Source organism: Acidovorax sp., from assembly GCF_027492855.1.
GTDB lineage: Bacteria > Pseudomonadota > Gammaproteobacteria > Burkholderiales > Burkholderiaceae_C > Acidovorax.
Genome location: NZ_JAPUDY010000008.1, coordinates 264,830 through 283,035, shown reverse-complemented (window position 1 = coordinate 283,035; position 18,206 = coordinate 264,830). Strand labels below are relative to the sequence as shown.

General features: G+C 63.9%; 19 protein-coding genes. 4 read left to right on the top strand and 15 right to left on the bottom strand.

Annotated features, from left to right (window positions below; all coding sequences use genetic code 11):
* Positions 1-23 precede the first annotated feature (23 nt).
* Positions 24-656, top strand: a complete 633-nt coding sequence (locus Q0105_RS02225) for a hypothetical protein (protein WP_298208269.1) — start codon at positions 24-26, stop codon at positions 654-656.
* Positions 657-790: 134 nt separating this feature from the next.
* Positions 791-3,388: a bifunctional aconitate hydratase 2/2-methylisocitrate dehydratase gene (gene acnB, locus Q0105_RS02220; RefSeq protein WP_298208267.1), complete on the top strand. Its 2,598-nt coding sequence runs from the start codon at positions 791-793 to the stop codon at positions 3,386-3,388.
* 92 nt (positions 3,389-3,480) lie between these two features.
* Here acnB and Q0105_RS02215 read toward each other — a convergent pair whose 3' ends face one another.
* From Q0105_RS02215 to cyoA, 7 genes are read right to left on the bottom strand one after another with little or no spacing between them, the layout of a single operon-like run.
* Complete coding sequence (locus Q0105_RS02215) at positions 3,481-4,032, bottom strand: response regulator transcription factor (protein ID WP_298208265.1); 552 nt, start codon at positions 4,030-4,032, stop codon at positions 3,481-3,483.
* A 5-nt stretch (positions 4,033-4,037) separates the two neighbouring features.
* Positions 4,038-5,372: an ATP-binding protein gene (locus Q0105_RS02210; protein WP_298208263.1), complete on the bottom strand. Its 1,335-nt coding sequence runs from the start codon at positions 5,370-5,372 to the stop codon at positions 4,038-4,040.
* The gene (locus tag Q0105_RS02205; RefSeq protein WP_298208259.1) at positions 5,347-6,165 is read right to left on the bottom strand and encodes an SURF1 family protein; all 819 of its coding nucleotides are present in this window, start codon (positions 6,163-6,165) and stop codon (positions 5,347-5,349) included. Before Q0105_RS02205 ends, Q0105_RS02210 begins: the two co-directional genes overlap by 26 nt.
* Complete coding sequence (gene cyoD, locus Q0105_RS02200) at positions 6,162-6,587, bottom strand: cytochrome o ubiquinol oxidase subunit IV (protein ID WP_298208258.1); 426 nt, start codon at positions 6,585-6,587, stop codon at positions 6,162-6,164. Before cyoD ends, Q0105_RS02205 begins: the two co-directional genes overlap by 4 nt.
* Positions 6,588-7,220 (bottom strand): cytochrome o ubiquinol oxidase subunit III, encoded by a 633-nt coding sequence (gene cyoC, locus Q0105_RS02195; protein ID WP_298208257.1) that lies wholly within the window; start codon positions 7,218-7,220, stop codon positions 6,588-6,590.
* Positions 7,213-9,216 carry a cytochrome o ubiquinol oxidase subunit I gene (gene cyoB / locus Q0105_RS02190; protein ID WP_298208256.1) on the bottom strand — a complete coding sequence of 668 codons (2,004 nt, stop codon included), beginning with the start codon at positions 9,214-9,216 and terminating at the stop codon, positions 7,213-7,215. The genes cyoC and cyoB overlap by 8 nt, the downstream gene beginning before the upstream one ends.
* Positions 9,217-9,224: 8 nt before the next feature.
* The gene (cyoA, locus tag Q0105_RS02185) at positions 9,225-10,292 is read right to left on the bottom strand and encodes a ubiquinol oxidase subunit II (RefSeq protein ID WP_298208255.1); all 1,068 of its coding nucleotides are present in this window, start codon (positions 10,290-10,292) and stop codon (positions 9,225-9,227) included.
* Between the two features lie 254 nt (positions 10,293-10,546).
* Between cyoA and Q0105_RS02180 the strand changes: the two genes are divergently transcribed.
* Complete coding sequence (locus Q0105_RS02180) at positions 10,547-11,887, top strand: MFS transporter (protein WP_298208254.1); 1,341 nt, start codon at positions 10,547-10,549, stop codon at positions 11,885-11,887.
* A gap of 101 nt (positions 11,888-11,988) precedes the next feature.
* On the opposite strand, the gene Q0105_RS02175 is transcribed toward Q0105_RS02180, so the two are convergent.
* The gene (locus Q0105_RS02175; protein WP_298208253.1) at positions 11,989-12,525 is read right to left on the bottom strand and encodes a peroxiredoxin-like family protein; all 537 of its coding nucleotides are present in this window, start codon (positions 12,523-12,525) and stop codon (positions 11,989-11,991) included.
* Between the two features lie 86 nt (positions 12,526-12,611).
* Here Q0105_RS02175 and Q0105_RS02170 point away from each other — a divergent pair, with 86 nt between their 5' ends.
* Positions 12,612-13,373, top strand: coding sequence for a helix-turn-helix domain-containing protein (locus tag Q0105_RS02170; protein ID WP_298208251.1), 762 nt, complete (start codon positions 12,612-12,614; stop codon positions 13,371-13,373).
* A 16-nt stretch (positions 13,374-13,389) separates the two neighbouring features.
* Here the strand turns inward: Q0105_RS02170 and tolA are convergent, their stop codons facing one another.
* From tolA to ribH, 7 genes are all read right to left on the bottom strand, one after another.
* A complete protein-coding gene (tolA, locus tag Q0105_RS02165; RefSeq protein ID WP_298208249.1) occupies positions 13,390-14,322 on the bottom strand; it encodes a cell envelope integrity protein TolA in 933 nt (310 codons plus the stop codon).
* Positions 14,323-14,353: 31 nt separating this feature from the next.
* On the bottom strand, positions 14,354-14,779 hold the full coding sequence (locus tag Q0105_RS02160) for an ExbD/TolR family protein (RefSeq protein ID WP_298208247.1): 426 nt from the start codon (positions 14,777-14,779) through the stop codon (positions 14,354-14,356).
* Between the two features lie 4 nt (positions 14,780-14,783).
* Positions 14,784-15,497, bottom strand: a complete 714-nt coding sequence (gene tolQ, locus Q0105_RS02155; protein WP_298208245.1) for a protein TolQ — start codon at positions 15,495-15,497, stop codon at positions 14,784-14,786.
* Positions 15,494-15,913 carry a tol-pal system-associated acyl-CoA thioesterase gene (gene ybgC / locus Q0105_RS02150; RefSeq protein ID WP_298208243.1) on the bottom strand — a complete coding sequence of 140 codons (420 nt, stop codon included), beginning with the start codon at positions 15,911-15,913 and terminating at the stop codon, positions 15,494-15,496. Before ybgC ends, tolQ begins: the two co-directional genes overlap by 4 nt.
* 6 nt (positions 15,914-15,919) lie before the next feature.
* Positions 15,920-17,116: a pyridoxal phosphate-dependent aminotransferase gene (locus Q0105_RS02145; protein WP_298208241.1), complete on the bottom strand. Its 1,197-nt coding sequence runs from the start codon at positions 17,114-17,116 to the stop codon at positions 15,920-15,922.
* Between the two features lie 85 nt (positions 17,117-17,201).
* Positions 17,202-17,744: a transcription antitermination factor NusB gene (nusB, locus tag Q0105_RS02140; protein ID WP_298208239.1), complete on the bottom strand. Its 543-nt coding sequence runs from the start codon at positions 17,742-17,744 to the stop codon at positions 17,202-17,204.
* Complete coding sequence (gene ribH, locus Q0105_RS02135) at positions 17,741-18,205, bottom strand: 6,7-dimethyl-8-ribityllumazine synthase (RefSeq protein WP_298208237.1); 465 nt, start codon at positions 18,203-18,205, stop codon at positions 17,741-17,743. The genes nusB and ribH overlap by 4 nt, the downstream gene beginning before the upstream one ends.
* Position 18,206: the final 1 nt, after the last annotated feature.

Genomic DNA, 18,206 nt, shown 5'->3' with positions numbered 1-18,206 from the left:
CTTTTTCCCACGCAGGACCTTCCATGAAATCCTTCATCGCCTCCGCCCTCATGCTGTTGGCTCCGGCCGTTGTCCTGGCGCAAGGAGCGCCTGCGGCCAAACCCGAAGCCAAGGCCGCCACCACAAAGCCCGCGGCCAAACCAGCGCCCAAAACGACGGCAAAGTCTGAAAAGAAGACCACCCAGCCCGCCGCCAAGAAGACCAACGTAGCCAAGGCCGAAGCCACCAGCAGCCGCACCCAGCTCAAGAGCGCCACCAGCCAGGTGGCAGCGGGCATCATTGCCGCGGAGGCGGCCCTGTCGCCTGCCGAGTTGGCCATTGCCGAGCGCGTGCACGTGGGCCGCATGCCCTGTGAGCTGGGCGCGTTTGTCACGGTGACGGCGGATGCGGCCACGCCGGGCCACTTTCATGTTGAAGGCAAGGGCTTCAAGTACTACATGTCGCCTGTGGCCACGTCCACGGGAACGGTGCGTCTGGAAGACCAGAAGGGTGGCGCCGTTTGGCTGCAGATTGCCAACAAATCCATGTTGATGAACCAGAAGCTTGGCCAGCGCCTGGCGGATGAATGCATGAGCGCCGAGCAGGTGGTGGTGGCCGAAGCCATCAAGAAGAACCCTCCCGTGAGCGTTCTGGAACCCCTGCCTGCCGCGAAGTAACCCATGGGCCGTTGGCCACCAGCCCAGCGGCCCCGAAGAACCAACGAAACCCTTGTGCGTGCCAGCGCGATGGCCCTTGAGGCCCCCGCAGCCAGGCATGCCGCCCCACTTTAGAACGCAACCGGAGAAAAATGATGTTGAAAGCCTACCGTGACCACGTGGCCGAGCGCGCTGCCCTGGGCATCCCACCGCTGCCGCTGGAAGCCAAGCAAGTCGCTGAACTGATCGAGCTGATCAAGAACCCGCCCGCTGGCGAAGACGCCTTCCTGCTGGACTTGCTCACGCACCGCGTGCCGCCTGGCGTGGACGATGCCGCCAAGGTCAAGGCGAGCTTTTTGGCTGCCGTGGCGCACGGCGACATCAAGGTTGGCCTCATTTCCAAAGCCAAGGCCACTGAGTTGCTGGGCACCATGGTGGGTGGCTACAACGTGCACCCCCTGATCGAGTTGCTGGACGATGCCGAAGTGGCTGGTGTGGCCGCTGAAGGCCTGAAGAAGACCTTGCTGATGTTCGACTTCTTCAACGACGTGGCCACCAAGGCCAAGGCGGGCAACACCAAGGCCCAGGAAGTCGTCAAGAGCTGGGCCGATGCCGAGTGGTTCACCACCCGCCCTGAAGTCGAGAAGAAGATCACCGTCACCGTGTTCAAGGTGCCTGGCGAAACCAACACCGACGACCTGTCGCCCGCGCCCGACGCCTGGAGCCGTCCTGACATTCCGCTGCACTACCTGGCCATGCTCAAGAACACCCGCGAAGGCGCGGCGTTCAAGCCCGAAGAAGACGGCAAGCGCGGCCCCATGCAGTTCATCGAAGACCTGAAGAAGAAGGGCCACCTGGTGGCCTACGTGGGCGACGTGGTGGGCACGGGCTCCAGCCGCAAGTCGGCGACCAACAGCGTGATCTGGGCCACGGGCCAGGACATCCCCTTCGTGCCAAACAAGCGCTTCGGTGGTGTGACGCTGGGTGGCAAGATCGCCCCCATCTTCTTCAACACCCAGGAAGACTCGGGCTCGCTGCCTATCGAAGTCGACGTTTCCAAGCTCGAAATGGGCGACGTGGTCGACATCCTGCCCTACGACGGCAAGATCGTGAAGAACGGCGCAACCGTGGTTGAGTTCAAGCTCAAGAGCGACGTGCTGTTTGACGAAGTGCGCGCTGGCGGCCGTATCAACCTGATCATCGGCCGCTCGCTCACCGCCAAGGCCCGTGAGTTCCTGGGTTTGCCTGCCTCCACACTGTTCCGCCTGCCACAAGCGCCGGTCGCAACCAATGCCGGTTTCACACTGGCCCAAAAGATGGTGGGCCGCGCCGTGGGCCTGCCCGAAGGCCAGGGCGTGCGCCCCGGTACCTACTGCGAACCCAAGATGACCACCGTGGGCTCGCAAGACACCACCGGCCCCATGACCCGCGACGAGTTGAAGGACCTGGCCTGCCTGGGCTTCTCGGCCGACCTGGTGATGCAGTCTTTCTGCCACACGGCTGCTTACCCCAAGACCGTGGACGTGAAGACACACCGCGAACTGCCTGCCTTCATCAGCAACCGTGGCGGCGTGGCCCTGCGTCCTGGCGACGGCGTGATCCACAGCTGGCTCAATCGCCTGCTGCTGCCTGATACCGTTGGCACTGGCGGCGATTCGCACACGCGTTTCCCCATCGGCATTTCCTTCCCTGCGGGCTCCGGACTGGTGGCTTTTGGTGCCGCCACGGGCGTGATGCCCCTCGATATGCCTGAGTCCGTGTTGGTGCGCTTCAAGGGCGAACTGCAGCCCGGCGTGACCCTGCGCGACCTCGTGCACGCGATCCCGTTGTATGCCATCAAGGCCGGTCTGCTCACCGTGGCCAAGGCGGGCAAGAAGAACATGTTCTCGGGCAAGATTCTTGAAATCGAAGGCCTGCCAGACCTGAAGGTGGAGCAAGCCTTTGAGCTGTCCGACGCCTCGGCTGAGCGCTCCGCCGCTGGCTGCACGATCAAGCTCAACCCCGAGCCGATCAAGGAATACCTGACGTCGAACATCGTTCTGATGAAGAACATGATCGCCGACGGTTATGCCGATGCCAAGACGCTGCAGCGCCGCATCGAAAAGGTCGAAGCCTGGCTGGCCAAGCCCGATCTGCTCGAAGCCGACAAGGACGCCGAGTACGCCGCCGTGATCGAGATCGATCTGGCCGACATCAAGGAGCCCATCGTCTGCTGCCCCAACGACCCGGACGATGCCAAGTTCCTGTCCGAAGTGGCGGGCACCAAGATCGACGAAGCCTTCATTGGCTCGTGCATGACCAATATCGGCCACTTCCGCGCAGCTGCCAAGCTGCTGGGCGGCCAGCGCGACATCCCCGTCAAGCTGTGGGTGGCCCCGCCCACCAAGATGGACGAGAGCGAGCTGATCAAGGAAGGCCACTACGCGGCTTTCGGCACGGCCGGTGCACGCACCGAAATGCCGGGCTGCTCGCTGTGCATGGGCAACCAGGCGCAGGTGCGCGAAGGCGCCACGGTGATCTCCACCTCCACCCGCAACTTCCCCAACCGCCTGGGCAAGAACACCAACGTGTTCCTGGGCTCGGCCGAACTCGCCGCCATCGCCTCGCGCCTGGGCTATCTGCCTTCGCGTGAGGAGTACCTCAAGGAAATGGGTGTGATCGACGCCGACAAGGCCAGCGTGTACCGCTACATGAACTTCGACCAGATCGAGGAATACGCAGAAACCGCCAAGTCGGTGCCTGTGGCGGTTTGATGGTCTTTTGATCTGTGCACCAAGGGGTTGAACCCCTTGTCAGAGCGGCCCTTCGGGGCCGCTTTTTTTTTGTGATCTTCTCGGTGCTGAAGCTATCGGACCTGCTTCTTGTCGAGCTTGCGCATGAGTGTGCGCCGGTGCATGCCCAAGCGCCGGGCGGCTTCCGAGAGGTTGAAGCCGGTTTCGGCCAGCACCTCGTTGATGCGCTCCCACTCCAGCGTCTTGATGGAGCTGGAACGGTTGGTCAGTTCGACTTCAGTGTTGCCGTCCTTGAGTCCGAAGGCCGCCTCGATGTCGTCGGTGTTGGAGGGCTTGGCCAGGTAGTGGCAGGCACCCAGCTTCACGGCCTCCACGGCAGTGGCAATGCTGGCAAAGCCGGTCAGGACCACGATGAGCATGTCTGCGCTGGCCGCATTGAGTTTTTGCACGCAAGCCAGGCCTGAAGCCTCGCCCTTGAGCTTCAAATCCACCACCGCATAGCCAGGCGTGTGCTGGGTGAGCAGTGCCTCGACCTCGGACAGGCTGGTGGCCTGCAGCACGCGGTAGCCGCGCCGCTCGAACGAGCGCGTCAGGGTGCGCGCAAAGGCCTCGTCGTCTTCCACGATCAACAGCAGGCGTTGTTGTTGCTCTTCTCCCGTATCCATTGGCATCAGGCTTTGGTTCCAGACAGTGCGATGGCCGCCAGGGGCAGCGTGATGGTGACTTCGGCACCCCCTTCGGGTCGGTTGCGAGCCTCGACGCTGCCGCCCAGCGTGCGCGCCACATTGAGCACCAGGTACAGGCCCAGCCCACCGCCCGGGCGGTCTTTCGAGGACTGGTACGGCGTGCCCAGCTTGGCCAGCATGCTGGGGGCAAAGCCGGGGCCTGTGTCGGTCACGGTGATACACAGCGTGTCCTCGTGGCGCGTGACGGCCAGGCGCACCCAGCCGGGCGAGGCATCGCGCGCATTGTCCAGCACATTAAAAACCATTTGCTTGAGCGTGGTGTCCGACACCATGGGCGTATCGGTACCGAAGTCGTTGTCATAGACGAACTGCGGCATGGAGCGGGTGCTGCGCCACTCCTCGGCCAGGGCATCGACGAAGGTGCGCACGGTGGTCTGCACCGACTCTTCGCCGCGTGTCTCGCCCGCCGACAGCAGGATGCCGCTCACGATGCTTTTGCAGCGCTGCACCTGGGTCTGCATCTCGTGGATGTCTTCCTGCAGCGCAGGATTGGCCGCCAGGCGTTTGTCATGCTGCCAGTCGCCCAGGATCACGGCCAGCGTGGACAGCGGGGTGCCCAGCTCGTGTGCGGCGCCCGAAGCCAGCAGGCCCATGCGAACGATGTGCTCCTCTTCCACCCGGCGCCTGCGCGCAGCCGCCAGGCGCGCATCGCGCTCGCGCAGGTTCAGGTTGATGCGCGTGATGAAGACCATTACCAGCGTGGCGTTCAGCACAAAGCAGACCAGCAGACCTTGCACGTACAGGCTAGACAGGCCTTGGTGCAGGTCCTGCGGCAGCGCCAGGGGCTGGTGGTACATGGCCAGCGCGCCAAAGCACAGGGCCGTGATGACCACGATGGACCAGATGTAGGCGCCGCGCAGCAACACGGCGCCCAGCGTGATCTGTAGCAGGTACAGGAACACGAACGGGTTGCTGGTGCCCCCGCTCAAGTAGAGCTGAACGGTGAGCACGGCCACGTCGATCAACAGGGCCAGGAACAGCTCCACGCTGCGCACTGCACGGCCCGTGCGCAGGCGCAGCAGGCTCACCACATTGAAAACGGCAAGGCAGGCCACTACCACCAGCATCTCGCGCAGTGGCAGCGCCAGGTTGAGGCTGTAGTGCGCCAGCTCGATGGTGAGCACCTGCCCGACCACGGCAATCCAGCGCAGCTCGATCAATTGCCGCAGGTTCTTGATACCGGCAGCGGTGTCGGCCGAGTGCGTGCTGCGCTGCGGCGGGGAGGCGCTGGTCTCAGTGCGAAGGGCGTTGTTGTTCATGGAAGGTGGTGTGGCGGGCCAGGCGGCTCAGGCGGCGCTCGTAGCGTGCCACATACCAGCCAGCACCCGCAACCATGAGCGCCAGGCCATACCAGGTCAGCGCATACACCAGGTGGCTGTTGTGAAACTGGATCACCGTCATGCCCGCGCGGGGCCAGGAGGTGGCGGTGGATGGATGACGGGTTGGCAGCCCAGCGTCCACGAAGAAAGGCGCGGCCTGGGTCAACTGCAGGGCCTGGCTGATGGCTGCCACGTCGCGCGAGTACCAACGCTGCTGCGTGGGGTCATTGCCGCGCAGAAAGCCGCCGTCCGGCTCCGTCATGCGCAGCAGGCCCTGCACCGTTGCAGTGTCAGGTGTAGAGGCTTGCATTGGAGAGGTAAGCCATTGGCTGCGCTGCGCCTGGGGCACAAAGCCCCGGTTCACCAGCACCTGGGTGCCATCGTCCTGCTGCAGGGGCGTCATCACCCAGAAGCCTGCGCCCAGCTCGGTCACGGCCTGTGCCAGCACGGTCTTGTCGGCGAGCCATCGGCCCTGGAGGCTGACGGGCAGGTACTCGTGGTTGGCGGCATTCACCTGCGGCCATTGGCTGGCAGGCAGAACGGGTGTGGGGGCGGCATGCACGCGTTGCTCCACCCGCTCCATGAGCGTGAGCTTCCACGCGCGGCGCTGCACCTGCCAGGTGCCGAGGGCGAGGAACCCCAAAAACAAAGCGATGCCCACGAGCGTGAGCACCGCTTGGCGAAACCGCCGGGCAGGGGCGCCCGGGGCGGCAGAGGGTGCGGCAGGTGTCAAGGCGTGGTGTGCCTCGGCGCCTCAAGCGCCGCCGATGTGGGCGCTGGGTGATCGGGCATCATGTTGGTGTTCATATGGAACATCACCCACAGCGTGCCCGCGATGGCAATGGCCACGAAGACCACGGTGAAGATGGTGGACAGCAAGGTCCAGCCGCCTTCGACCTTGCCGTTCATGTGCAGGAAGCAGACCATGTGCACCAGGATCTGCACCACGGCAAAGCCCCCTAACACCAGCACGGCGGTGTTGCGGTCGGAAATCACCTTGGCCATGACCAGCCAGAAGGGAATGGCCGTGAGGATGATGGACAGCACAAAGCCGGTCATGTAGCCCGAAAAGCTGCTGTGCGGGCCGTCGTCGCCATGATGGTCTTCATGGTGATCGTGTGTGGTGTGTGCAGCGGTGTGTTGTGCGGCGCTCATTTACAGCACTCCCATCAGATAGACAAAGGTGAACACACCGATCCAGACCACGTCCAGAAAGTGCCAGAACATCGACAAGCACATCAGGCGGCGCGTGTTGGCAGGGATCAAACCGTGTTTGCCGATCTGCACCATCAGCACCACGAGCCAGATGAGGCCGAAGGTGACGTGCAGGCCGTGCGTGCCCACCAGCGTGAAGAAGGCCGACAGGAAGGCGCTGCGCTGGGGCGTGGCGCCCTGGTGGATCAGGTGGGCGAACTCATAAAGTTCGAGGCCCAGAAAACACAGGCCGAAGAAGCCCGTGACGGCCAGCCACAGCAGCGTGCCTTTGACATCGCCGCGTTGCTTGCGCAGCATGGCAAAGCCGAAGGTGATGGACGACAGCAGCAGAAAGGCCGTGTTGATGGCCACCAGCGTCAAATCGAACAACTGTGCGCCCGTGGGGCCCGCCGCATAGCTGCGGCCCAGCACGCCGTAGGTGGCAAACAGCGCGGCAAAGATGAGGCAGTCGCTCATCAGGTAGAGCCAGAAGCCCAAGGCCGTGCCGTTTTCGGGATGGGGCTCGTGCGCGAGGTGGTACGCGCGCGGGGCCAGGGCGCCAGCGGCGCCTGCTTGGATGCGGAGTTCAGACATGGCGTGCGAGTTGAAGTGTGCGGGCGTTTTCGGTGTCAATCACTTGGGACGCCGGGATGTAGAAGTCACGCTTGTAGTTGAACGTGTGGATGATCGAAGCCAGCAGCAACGCCGCGAACGACAGGCCCGCCAGCAGCCACATGTGCCAGATCAGCGCAAAGCCGAACACCAGCGACAGGGCCGATATCACTGCACCCGAGCCCGTGTTGGCCGGCATGTGGATGGGCGCAAAGCCGGTGAGCGGGCGCTGGTAGCCGTGTTTCTTCATGTCCCACCAGGCGTCGATCTCGTGCACCACGGGCGTGAAGGCAAAGTTGTAGTCGGGCGGGGGTGAGGACGTGGCCCATTCCAGCGTGCGCGCATCCCAGGGGTCGCCCGTGTGGTCGCGCAGCTCTTCGCGCTTCAAGTAGCTCACCACGATCTGGATCAGGAAACAGGCAATACCGGCCGCGATCATGGCCGCGCCGATGGCGGCGATCACGAACCAGATCTGCAGCGACTGGTCTTCAAAGTGGTTGGCACGGCGGGTCACGCCCATCAGGCCCAGCACATACAGCGGGCCGAAGGCCACCCAGAATCCCACCACCCACAGCCAGAAGGAGCGCACGCCCCAGGTGCGGTCGAGCTTGTAGCCAAAGGCCTTGGGGTACCAGTAGTTGATGCCCGCGAACAGGCCAAACAGCACGCCGCCGATGATCACGTTGTGGAAGTGGGCGATCAGGAACAGGCTGTTGTGCAGCACGAAGTCGGCCGGGGGCACGGCCAGCAGCACGCCAGTCATGCCGCCAATGGCGAAGGTAATCATGAAGGCCACGGTCCACATCATGGGCAGCTCGAAGCGGATGCGGCCCTTGTACATGGTGAACAGCCAGTTGAAGATCTTCGCCCCAGTGGGGATCGAGATGATCATCGTCGTGATGCCGAAGAAGGTGTTCACGCTGGCGCCGGAGCCCATGGTGAAGAAGTGGTGCAGCCACACCAGGTACGACAGGATGGTGATCACCACCGTGGCGTAGACCATCGAGGTGTAGCCGAACAGGCGCTTCTTGCAGAAGGTGGCCACCACCTCGGAGAAGATGCCGAAGCAGGGCAGGATCAGGATGTAGACCTCGGGGTGGCCCCAGATCCAGATCAGGTTCACATAGAGCATGGGGTTGCCGCCCAGCTCATTCGTGAAGAAATTGGTGCCCACATAGCGGTCCAGCGACATCAGCACCAGCGCGGCCGTCAGCACGGGGAAGGACGCCACGATGAGCGCGTTGGTGCACAGAGCGGTCCAGGTGAATACGGGCATCTTCATCAGGCTCATGCCCGGCGCGCGCATTTTGATGATGGTGACGATCAGATTGATGCCCGAGAGCGTGGTGCCCACCCCGGCAATCTGTAGCGCCCAGATGTAGTAATCGAGCCCGGTGCTCGGGCTCTGCGCCCCCAGGTTCGACAACGCCAGCCAGCCCGAGGTGGAGAACTCGCCCAGGAACAGCGACACCATCACCAGCACGGCGCCAGCGGTGGTCATCCAGAAGCTGAAGTTGTTGAGGAACGGGAACGACACGTCGCGCGCGCCGATTTGCAGTGGCACGAGGTAGTTCATCAGCCCCGTGACCAGCGGCATGGCCACGAAGAAGATCATGATCACGCCGTGGGCGGTGAAGATCTGGTCGTAGTGGTGCGGCGGCAGGTAACCCATGTTGTCGCCAAAGGCCATGGCCTGTTGCAGGCGCATCATCACGGCGTCGGCAAAGCCGCGCAGCAGCATCACCAGGCCCAGGATCATGTACATGATCCCGATCTTCTTGTGGTCGATGCTGCAGATCCAGTCGCGCCACAGCGGGCCCCACAGACGGAACTTGGTGATGCCCGCCATGACGGCGATGCCGCCCAGCACAACGGCGATGAAGGTCCACAGCACGATGGGCTCATGCGCCATCGGCACGGCGTCCCAGTTGAGCCGGCCAAGGGCCCAGTGGGAGGGAGAAACGGTTTCGGAGGACATAGGGAGACTCATTGGCGGATGCTGGCGCTTTGTGCGGGGGCGGGTGTGTTGCGGGCGTCCAGCGCGGCCACCACCTGGGCGGCGTTCTGTACGGTGCACACGTCCTGGGGCAGGTTCAGGCCCATGGCGCGCACATAGGCATCGCCACCGTTGGCATCGATGGCCATCATGTGGTGCATGCACATCTTCCCGTCTTCCACGCAGCGGTTGAGCACCTTGTCATACAGGCCTTCTTCCACTGAGGCAAAGCGCTGCACGGGGTCGCGTTCGCTGGGCTTGACCAGGTTCAGGTAGGTGCCTTTGTCCAGGGGCTTGCCCTCGGTCTTGGCTTTTTGCACCCACTGGGCAAAGTCACTGTCGCTCAGGCCGTGGAACTTGAAGGTCATGCCCGAAAAGCCTGCACCGCTGTAGTGCGACGACATGCCCTGGAACACGCCGGGCTTGTTGATCACGGCATTGAGCTCGGTCTGCATGCCGGGCATGGCGTAGATCATGCCGGCCAGATCGGGCACGTAGAACGCGTTCATCGTGGACGTGGCGGTGAGCTTGAACAGGATGGGGCGGTCCACCGGCGCGGCCAGTTCGTTCACCGTGGCGATGCCCAGCTCGGGGTAGAAGAACAGCCACTTCCAGTCCATGGCCACCACCTGTACCTCCATCGGCTTGACGTTGGCGTCCAGCGGGCGCTGGGCGTCGATGCGGTCCAGCGGCCGGTAGGGGTCGAGCTTGTGGGTGCCGATCCAGGTCAGCGCCCCCAGGGCGATGATGATGAGCAGCGGCACCGTCCAGATCACCAGCTCCAGCGAGGTGGAGTGGTGCCATTCGGGGTCGTAGTCGGCCTCGGTGTTGGCCGGGTTGCCCTGGCGGTACTTCCAGGCGAAGAACAGGGTGAGGGCGATGACCGGCACGATGATGATCAGCATCAGCAAGGTGGCGGTGATGACCATCTGGCCCTGTTGGGCGGCGATGTCACCGGCTGGGTTGAGGACAACAGCCTTGCTGCAGCCGGCAAGGCTGCCCAGGGCCGCGATGGCGGCCAGCCAGGTGGGCCCGCGAAGTTGGGGGAGTTGGTGCATGTGGTGAGAACGGCCAGGGCGCTTAATTAAGGGTAAACGCGGATAACGGGATGCCCGCGAATGTAATTGCGCTAGCTTTTTTGTCCATTGGACATTTTGTCCAGGGTCAAAGATTTGCCCTCTGGATGGGGCTGGCGACATGGTCTGAAAAACCTCTGTCCCATCCGCGACATGGTGAAAGCTCACTTGCCGACGATTGCACTTGGGTGTAGAACGAAGCTGTCTTTTCTACACCACGATTAGGAGCCTTGTTCATGAGCAGCCCCGCCTCTGCCACTTACCCTGCGGCCGGTTTTGCAGAAAGCCCCGCCTCTCTCTCGCGGGCTGATACGCATGAAGACGTCACCCCCAGTGAAATCGCTGTGGGCGTGATCATCGGACGCTCGTCCGAGTATTTCGACTTCTTCGTTTTCGGGATCGCCTGCGTTCTTGTCTTCCCGTCCTTCCTGTTTCCGTTCCTGTCGCGCCTGGATGGCACGCTGATGTCGTTTGCCCTACTGGCTGCGGCCTTTGTGGTCCGGCCCGTGGGCACTGCCATCTCCATGGCCATTCAGCGGCGCTGGGGGCGGGGCACCAAGCTGACGATCGCGCTGTTCCTGTTGGGCGTGTGTACGGTCGGCATGGCCTTTTTGCCGGGGTACAAGGATGTGGGCGTAACTGCCGTGGTCGCGCTGCTGGTTCTGCGCATCGGGCAGGGGCTCGCGCTGGGTGGTTCGTGGGACGGCCTGCCGTCGCTGCTGGCCATGTCGGCGCCCAAGGAGCGCCGAGGCTGGTACGCCATGATCGGCCAATTGGGCGCCCCAGTGGGTTTCGTGCTGGCGGCCAGCCTGTTCGCCTACCTGTATGCAAGCCTCAGCACACAGGAGTTTCTGGCCTGGGGCTGGCGCTATCCGTTCTTCGTGGCCTTTGCCGTGAACGTGGTGGCTCTGTTCGCCCGTCTGCGCCTGGTGGTGGGGCAGTCGTACTCCGAGCTATTGCAAGACCGTGAGCTGCAGCCCGTGCCCGTGAACCGGGTGATGCGCGACGAAGGCGGCAATGTGCTGCTGGGGGCGTTTGCCGCGCTGGCCAGTTTTGCGCTGTTCCATCTGGTCACGGTGTTCCCGCTGTCGTGGATCACGCTGTACTCCGACCAGCCGGTCACCCAGATCCTGGGGGTGCAGATCGTCGGTGCTTTCCTCGCGGCGGGGGCCATCATGGTTTCGGGCTGGCTGTCTGACCACCTGGGCCGCCGCAAACTGCTTGGGAGCATGGCCGTGCTGATTGGCGTGTTCAGCTTCATGGCACCCGTGCTGCTCAATTCTGGCGAGGTGGGCAGCACCATGTTCCTACTGCTGGGTTTTGTGCTGCTGGGCTTGTCGTACGGCCAGGCATCCGGCACCGTCACGGCCAACTTCTCGCCGCAATACCGTTACACGGGCGCGGCCCTGTCGGCCGACTTGGCCTGGATCATCGGCGCCGCTTTTGCGCCCCTGGTGGCCTTGTACCTGTCGGCGCAGTTTGGGCTGCTGGCGGTGACGGTGTACCTGCTGTCAGGCGTGGCCTGCACGCTGGGCGCTTTGAACCTGAACCGGCGCATGGAGCGCCGCGACCGTTAAACGCCTGGGAAACTGTCTGCAAAAACCCGGTGGTTGCTGAGGCGGCCACCGGGTTTTTCTATGGGCGGCTACTGCGCTGCAGCCAGCCTTTTTAAGCGCCGTTAAACGGGTCCCGTGTATTCGCCGCGTGCGGGGTAGTTGTTCTTGATCACGAAGTCCAGGGCCTGGACCATCTCGGCGAAGGCTGGCCGCACGAACGGCATGGACTGCACAGACACGTAGTAGATCGACTGGTCCGGGCGGACGAGGTACACGGCCGGTTCTGAGAACAGCGCGGGCTCCTCGATGCCGATCGAGGTTTTGCCACGGCCGCTCGAAATGTAGAGCCCCCAGTTGCGCGCCACGTCGAGCGACAGGCCGTAACCGATGCGCAGGTTGGTGGCACCGATCTTGTCAGCCATGGCCTGGGCCCGCTCTTGTTCGTCGGAGCTGACGGCGATGGTGGTCACGCCCCGCTCTGCAAACGCTGGCACCAGGCGTTCCAGCTCCTTGAGGTAGGTGGCGCACAGGGGGCAGTGCAGCCCGCGGTAGAAGGTGACGAGCGTGAAATGCGCCGGATTTTCATCGGCCAGTCGGAAGAGGTCGCCCTTGAGGGTCGGGAATTCCAGCGCTGGGGCTGTTTGGCGTGGCATGAGCATGGTGATGGTTTCCTGGTTGCCTGCAGATGGATTTGCTTGCAGGACTCTAGTGTTGCAAAATTAGAGCTATGCAAAATGCAGAAAACATGACTCAAAGTACCGGATTGGAGAAAAAAGACCGGCTTGCCGCCTTCATGGGGTCATTCAAGCTGAGTGCCGTGGTCGTTGCTTCTGCCCGCGAAGCGCGGGGGCCTTGCCTGCAGTTGTGTGGTGTGCCTGGCACGCCTGGGCACCGGATCGTCTTGCGCATGTCGGGTGGCAACCCCCCGCCTCCTGACCTGTGTGTCACCGTGGCGATCGACTTTGACAATGCCACCAACCCCCTGATGGCGGCGATCCCGGACGAGGTGACCGTGTTGCTGGAGCATGCCCACGCCCTGCGCCTGACTGCCGGGGCGTTCTGGCAGGAGGTGGGGGGCGAGCGCTGTGGCCGTGCCGCAGCCCTTGATCGGCTGGCTGAAGTGATGGTGCTGATGGTGCTGCGCCAGGTCATCGAGCAAGGCGCCAGCCAGCCGGGGTTGTTTGCCGCGCTGGCCCATCCCAGCCTGCACCGTGCGGTGGTGTCCATGCATGACGAGCCTGCCCGGCCCTGGTCCATCGATCAACTGGCAGACAGCGCAGCGATGTCGCGCACCCAGTTCATGGCCACCTTTCGCCGCGTGGTTGGCATGACGCCCATGGCCTACCTGGGCGCGTGGCGCTTGATTCTGGCCCGCAGGCATCTGGAGGCGGGCCTGTCAGTGAAGGCGGCGGCGCGGCGCGTTGGCTTCAACAGCGTCGAAGGGTTTTCGCGCTCGTTCTCGCGCTCTTTTGGCTATCCGCCCGTGATGGCCAAGCAGGCAGGTTGAGGAAGTGCGGCGGGGCTCAATCCTGCGGACGGAAGCCGATGGTCAGCGATGACGGTACGCGCCCGTCCACATCGCGTGGCAGGGTTTCGGTCTTGTCCAGCGCGCGCAACACAGCGTCGTCCCAGGCCTTGTTGCCGCTGGATTGCACGAGGCGCTTGCCCACGATGGTGCCGTCGGGTGACAGGCGCACCTCCACCTCAGCGCGCGGGTTGCCAGAGATCATGTCGGGGTACACGATGTTGGGCTTGACCTTGGCGGCCACCTTGCCGCCGTAGCTGCCAGATGGACCCGCGTTGCGCAATGCAGTGCCCGTGGCATTCGCTCCCCCCGTGGCCCCTGCCAGGCCCTGGATGCGGCGCAGGTTGGCTTCGCGCTGTTCTGCCAGTTGCTTGGCTTCGGCTTCGGCCTTGCGTTTGTCTTCGGCCAGTTTCTTCTGCTTTTCCTGCTCGGCCTTCTTCTTTTGTTCGGCCTGCTGCTTCTCGCGCTGTTCCTTTTCCCGTTCCTTTTGCAGGCGTTCCTTTTTCTCCTGCTCTAGGCGGTCGCGGCGTTCTTCTTCCTTGCGTTCGCGCTCACGCTTCTCGCGTTCCTGCTGTTGCTCGCGGGCCTTTTTTTCCTGCTCCAGGCGTTTCTTCTCGCGCTCAATGGCGATGTCGGCCTCGCGCGTGTCGGGCGGCTGCACGGTGCGCACGGGTGGGGCTGGAGGAGGAGGAGTTGGCACCGGTGTGGGTGGCGGCGGTGGGGGGTCCACGGCACGTGGTGCGGCTTGGGTGGGCACGGCGGCCCACAGTTCGGCCTCTACTGCGGGCCGATCTGCGGTGCTTTTCCAGTTCACGCCCCAGGTCAGTGCACCGATCAGCACGGCATGCGTCAGCAGCGCCAGCGTGATGGCGCGCAGGCGCGCGGGCGGGCGGGGCGGGTAAAACTGGTCGCGGTCGTCGAGGGCGTGCATGGGCGTCTGAGCAGGGCCGGGTGGTTTCGGTTCAACCACCGCCTTGTTTGACGGACAGGCCCACGCGCTGCACACCCGCCTTTTGTAGTGCATCCATGGCCTTCACCACGGTTTCGTACTGCACGCCCTTGTCAGCGCTGATGACCACGGCACTCTCGGCGCCCTGGCCCTTTTGCCAGCGGCTGGCGGCTTCGCCGATCTCGCGCTGGTTCAGGCTGCGCGTGGCGTCGGGGGTTTTGAACTGGAGCGATCCATCCTTGTTCACGATGACCTGCGCCACCACCTTGGGCGGGTTCTTGCTTTTGCCCACGCTGGGCACGTCGATCATGCCGGGCGTGAGCATGGGCGCCGTCACCATGAAGATGATGAGCAGCACCAGCATCACGTCGATGAACGGGACCATGTTGATCTCGTTGATGGTGCGGCGGCCCCGGCCGCGGGATGCCATGGCGGGCATGGTGTCAGTGCCCCGAGGCCGTGTGGCCCGTGGCGGTTGGCTGCGCGCCCAGGTTGCGCTGCAGGATGTTGGAGAACTCTTCGATGAAGGTCTCCTGTTGCGTGGCCACGCGGTCGATGTCGCGGGCGAAGCGGTTGTAGGCGATCACGGCGGGGATGGCGGCGAACAGGCCGATGGCGGTGGCGACCAGGGCCTCGGCAATTCCGGGCGCCACGGTGGCCAGCGTGACCTGCTCCATGCCCGCAAAGCCGGTGAAGGCGTGCATGATGCCCCACACCGTGCCGAACAGGCCCACGTAGGGCGACACCGAGCCCACCGAGGCAAGGAAGGACAGGCTGGATTCGACCACGTCCATCTCGCGCTGGAAGCTCGCGCGCATGGCGCGGCGTGCGCCATCAAGCAGGGTGCCGGGGTCTGCAATGCGGCGTTCGCGCAGCTTCTGGTATTCGCGCATGCCGCTGGCGAAGATGCGTTCCATGGGCCCGGCCTGCTTGGAGTTCTGGGCTGCGCTGGCGTACAGGTCGTTGAGGCTGGTGCCCGACCAGAACTCGCGCTCGAAATCCTCGTTCAAGGTTTTTACGCGCTTCAAGGCGAACAGCTTGCGGAAGATGGCCGCCCAGCTGGCCACCGACACGCCCAGCAGCAGCAGCATCACGAGTTGCACCACCCAGCTGGCGTGCAGCACCAGGGAGATGATGGACATGTTTTGGGAGTTCATGGTGTGAGTTGTTCCAGAAGGGTGCTCGGAATTCTTGCGGGGCGCAGGGTGGCGGAGTCCACCCACCCGATGCGGATGGTGCCTTCGGTCAGCAACTGAGGGGACAGGTCGGTCATCTGCTCTGATTTTAAGAGCGCTTGCTGCACTATTGTCAACGATGCCCGGCCTTTGTCTTGCAGGGCGGCGGTAACAATGAGTTCGTCGTCCAGCCGCGCGGGGCGGTGGTAGCGAAGCTGCGCACCGGTTACGACAAACATGCCGCCGGTTTGTTCCCGCAATCGCTGCTGGCCCACGCCGAGCGAGCGCAGCCATTCGGTGCGTGCGCGCTCAAAGAACTTGAGGTAGTTGGCGTAGAACACGATGCCGCCTGCATCGGTGTCCTCCCAGTAAACCCGGATCGGAAATTCAAACGCCATGCCGTGTTACCCAAGCAGCGTGCGCAGCCGCGCCACCGACTCCTGCAGTTGCGCCATCGAATTGGCGGTGGAGAAGCGGATGAAGCGCTCGGGCTCTGCCGTGCCAAAGTCGCGCCCCGGCGTCACTGCGATGTGGGCGCGGCGCATGACCTCGAACGCAAAGTCCCAGCTGCAGTTCTTGCCCGAGGGGACGCCCAGGCGCTGTGCGGCCTCTGTGCAGTCGGCCCAGGCGTAGAAGGCGCCGTCGGGCATCACCGGTACCGTGAGGCCCAGCGACTGCAGGGCTGGGATGAAAAAGTCGCGCCGGGCCTTGAACTCGGCGCGGCGGCGTTCGTACTCGGCAATGCTCTCGGCCTCGAAGCAGGCCAGCGCGGCATGCTGCGACACAGTGCTGGCGCAGATGAACAGGTTTTGCGCCAGACGCTCCACCACGGGCACCATGGCCTCGGGCACCACCATCCAGCCCAGGCGCCAGCCCGTCATGTTGAAGTATTTGCTGAAGCTGTTGATGCTGATGATGTTGTCGTCGATGGCCAATGCCGTGTGGCCGAACTCTTCTTCGTACGACAGGCCCAGGTAGATCTCATCGATCATCGTGATGCCGCCCTTCGCGCGCACCACGTCATGGATGCGGCGCAACTCGTCGGGCGCGATCGACGTGCCCGTGGGGTTGGACGGCGAAGCCAACAGCACGCCACGGGTCTTGTCCGTCCAGGCCGCGCGCACCTTGTCGGCGCTGAGTTGGTAGCGCTCGGCCGCCGTGGTGGGCAACAGCACGGCCTTGCCTTCTGCGGCGCTCACGAAGTGGCGGTTGCAAGGGTAGCTCGGGTCGGGCATGAGGATTTCGTCGCCCGATTCGATGAGTGCCAGGCACGCGAGCTGTAGCGCGGCCGATGCGCCCGCCGTCACCGCGATACGGCGCGCAGGCACGTTCACGCCAAATCGGCTCTGATACCAGCCGCTGATGCGCTCGCGCAGTGCATCGAGGCCCAGGGCATTGGTGTATTGCGTGGCGCCGCTGTGCACGGCGCGCGCGGCGGCTTCCTGCACCAGGGGCGGTGCGGTGAAGTCCGGCTCACCGATGTTCAAAAAGATCATCGGCTCACGCGTGCCCGCCACCTCGCGGGCCAGGGCCTGTGCGGCCTTGGCCACTTCCATCACATAGAACGGTTCGATGCGCTCGGCGCGCGTGGAAAACTTCATGGAAAGGCATCCTGCCCGCTCGGGGCGGCGTGGAAGGAAAAAGAAGCGAAACGGCCCCGGCCACGCAGGCGGGGCCCTGCCATCTTCAGGCGGCGCCCGAGGTTGCAGCCTTGTCGGCAGCCACTTCCACAGCGCGCAGTTGGGGCGCCAGGCCGTTGAGCACGGCGTTCACGTACTTGTGGCCGTCGGTGCCGCCAAACTCCTTGGCGAGTTCGATACATTCATTGAGCACCACGCGCCAGGGCACGTCGAGGCAGTGCTGGAACTCGTACACGCCGATCCACATGGTGGCGCGCTCGATGGGCGAGATCTCGGCCATCTTGCGGTCCAGCAGCGGGGTGATCAGCGCGTCCATCTCGGCCGCGTTTGTTATGCAGCCGTGCAGCAACGCGTCGTAGTGCACCGAGTCGGCTTTGTGAAAACCCGCCAGGTCGCGGGTGAATGTGTCGATGGCCGATGCCTCGTTGCCGCCCACCAGGTGCTGGTACAGCGCCTGCAGCGCGAACTCGCGTGCGCGGCTGCGGTTGGACTTGGAGGCCGCCTTGCGCGTGCCCGTGCTCTTGAGGCCGGTGCGGGCCTGCTTGGGAGGGCGGGGCGAAGAGGGCGTGGTGGGGGTGTTTTCGCTCATGACAGCTCGTCCAGCAGGTTGGCCATTTCCACTGCCACGCGGGCCGCATCGGTGCCCTTCTCGGTCTGGCGGGCAATTGCCTGTTCGAGGTTTTCGGTGGTGATGATGGCGTTGGCAATGGGGATCTGGTAGTCCAGCGCCAGGCGGGTCACGCCCGCGCCGGATTCGTTGGCCACCAGTTCGAAGTGGTAGGTCTCGCCACGGATGATGCAGCCCAGCGCAATCAGTGCGTCGAACTCATCGCTTTCGGCCATGGCCTGCAGGGCCACGGGCACTTCGAGCGCGCCAGGCACCAGCACGTGTTTGATGTTCTTTTCTTGCACGCCCAGGGCCAGCAGCTCTGCGCGGCAGGCGGCCGCCAGGGTGTTGGTGATGCCCTCGTTGAAGCGGGCCTGCACGATGCCGATGTGCAGCTTCTTGCCGTCCAGCTTGTCCGCCGTTCCTTTTTCTGCGCCAAACATA

Bases quoted from the DNA above. Each gene is read 5' to 3' on its own strand.
- Q0105_RS02225 (WP_298208269.1), top strand. From the start codon at position 24: ATGAAATCCTTCATCGCCTCCGCCCTCATGCTGTTGGCTCCGGCCGTT.
- acnB (WP_298208267.1), top strand. From the start codon at position 791: ATGTTGAAAGCCTACCGTGACCACGTGGCCGAGCGCGCTGCCCTGGGC.
- Q0105_RS02215 (WP_298208265.1), bottom strand. From the start codon at position 4,032: ATGGATACGGGAGAAGAGCAACAACAACGCCTGCTGTTGATCGTGGAA.
- Q0105_RS02210 (WP_298208263.1), bottom strand. From the start codon at position 5,372: ATGAACAACAACGCCCTTCGCACTGAGACCAGCGCCTCCCCGCCGCAG.
- cyoD (WP_298208258.1), bottom strand. From the start codon at position 6,587: ATGAGCGCCGCACAACACACCGCTGCACACACCACACACGATCACCAT.
- cyoC (WP_298208257.1), bottom strand. From the start codon at position 7,220: ATGTCTGAACTCCGCATCCAAGCAGGCGCCGCTGGCGCCCTGGCCCCG.
- cyoB (WP_298208256.1), bottom strand. From the start codon at position 9,216: ATGTCCTCCGAAACCGTTTCTCCCTCCCACTGGGCCCTTGGCCGGCTC.
- cyoA (WP_298208255.1), bottom strand. From the start codon at position 10,292: ATGCACCAACTCCCCCAACTTCGCGGGCCCACCTGGCTGGCCGCCATC.
- Q0105_RS02180 (WP_298208254.1), top strand. From the start codon at position 10,547: ATGAGCAGCCCCGCCTCTGCCACTTACCCTGCGGCCGGTTTTGCAGAA.
- Q0105_RS02175 (WP_298208253.1), bottom strand. From the start codon at position 12,525: ATGCTCATGCCACGCCAAACAGCCCCAGCGCTGGAATTCCCGACCCTC.
- Q0105_RS02170 (WP_298208251.1), top strand. From the start codon at position 12,612: ATGACTCAAAGTACCGGATTGGAGAAAAAAGACCGGCTTGCCGCCTTC.
- tolA (WP_298208249.1), bottom strand. From the start codon at position 14,322: ATGCACGCCCTCGACGACCGCGACCAGTTTTACCCGCCCCGCCCGCCC.
- Q0105_RS02160 (WP_298208247.1), bottom strand. From the start codon at position 14,779: ATGCCCGCCATGGCATCCCGCGGCCGGGGCCGCCGCACCATCAACGAG.
- tolQ (WP_298208245.1), bottom strand. From the start codon at position 15,497: ATGAACTCCCAAAACATGTCCATCATCTCCCTGGTGCTGCACGCCAGC.
- ybgC (WP_298208243.1), bottom strand. From the start codon at position 15,913: ATGGCGTTTGAATTTCCGATCCGGGTTTACTGGGAGGACACCGATGCA.
- Q0105_RS02145 (WP_298208241.1), bottom strand. From the start codon at position 17,116: ATGAAGTTTTCCACGCGCGCCGAGCGCATCGAACCGTTCTATGTGATG.
- nusB (WP_298208239.1), bottom strand. From the start codon at position 17,744: ATGAGCGAAAACACCCCCACCACGCCCTCTTCGCCCCGCCCTCCCAAG.
- ribH (WP_298208237.1), bottom strand. From the start codon at position 18,205: ATGTTTGGCGCAGAAAAAGGAACGGCGGACAAGCTGGACGGCAAGAAG.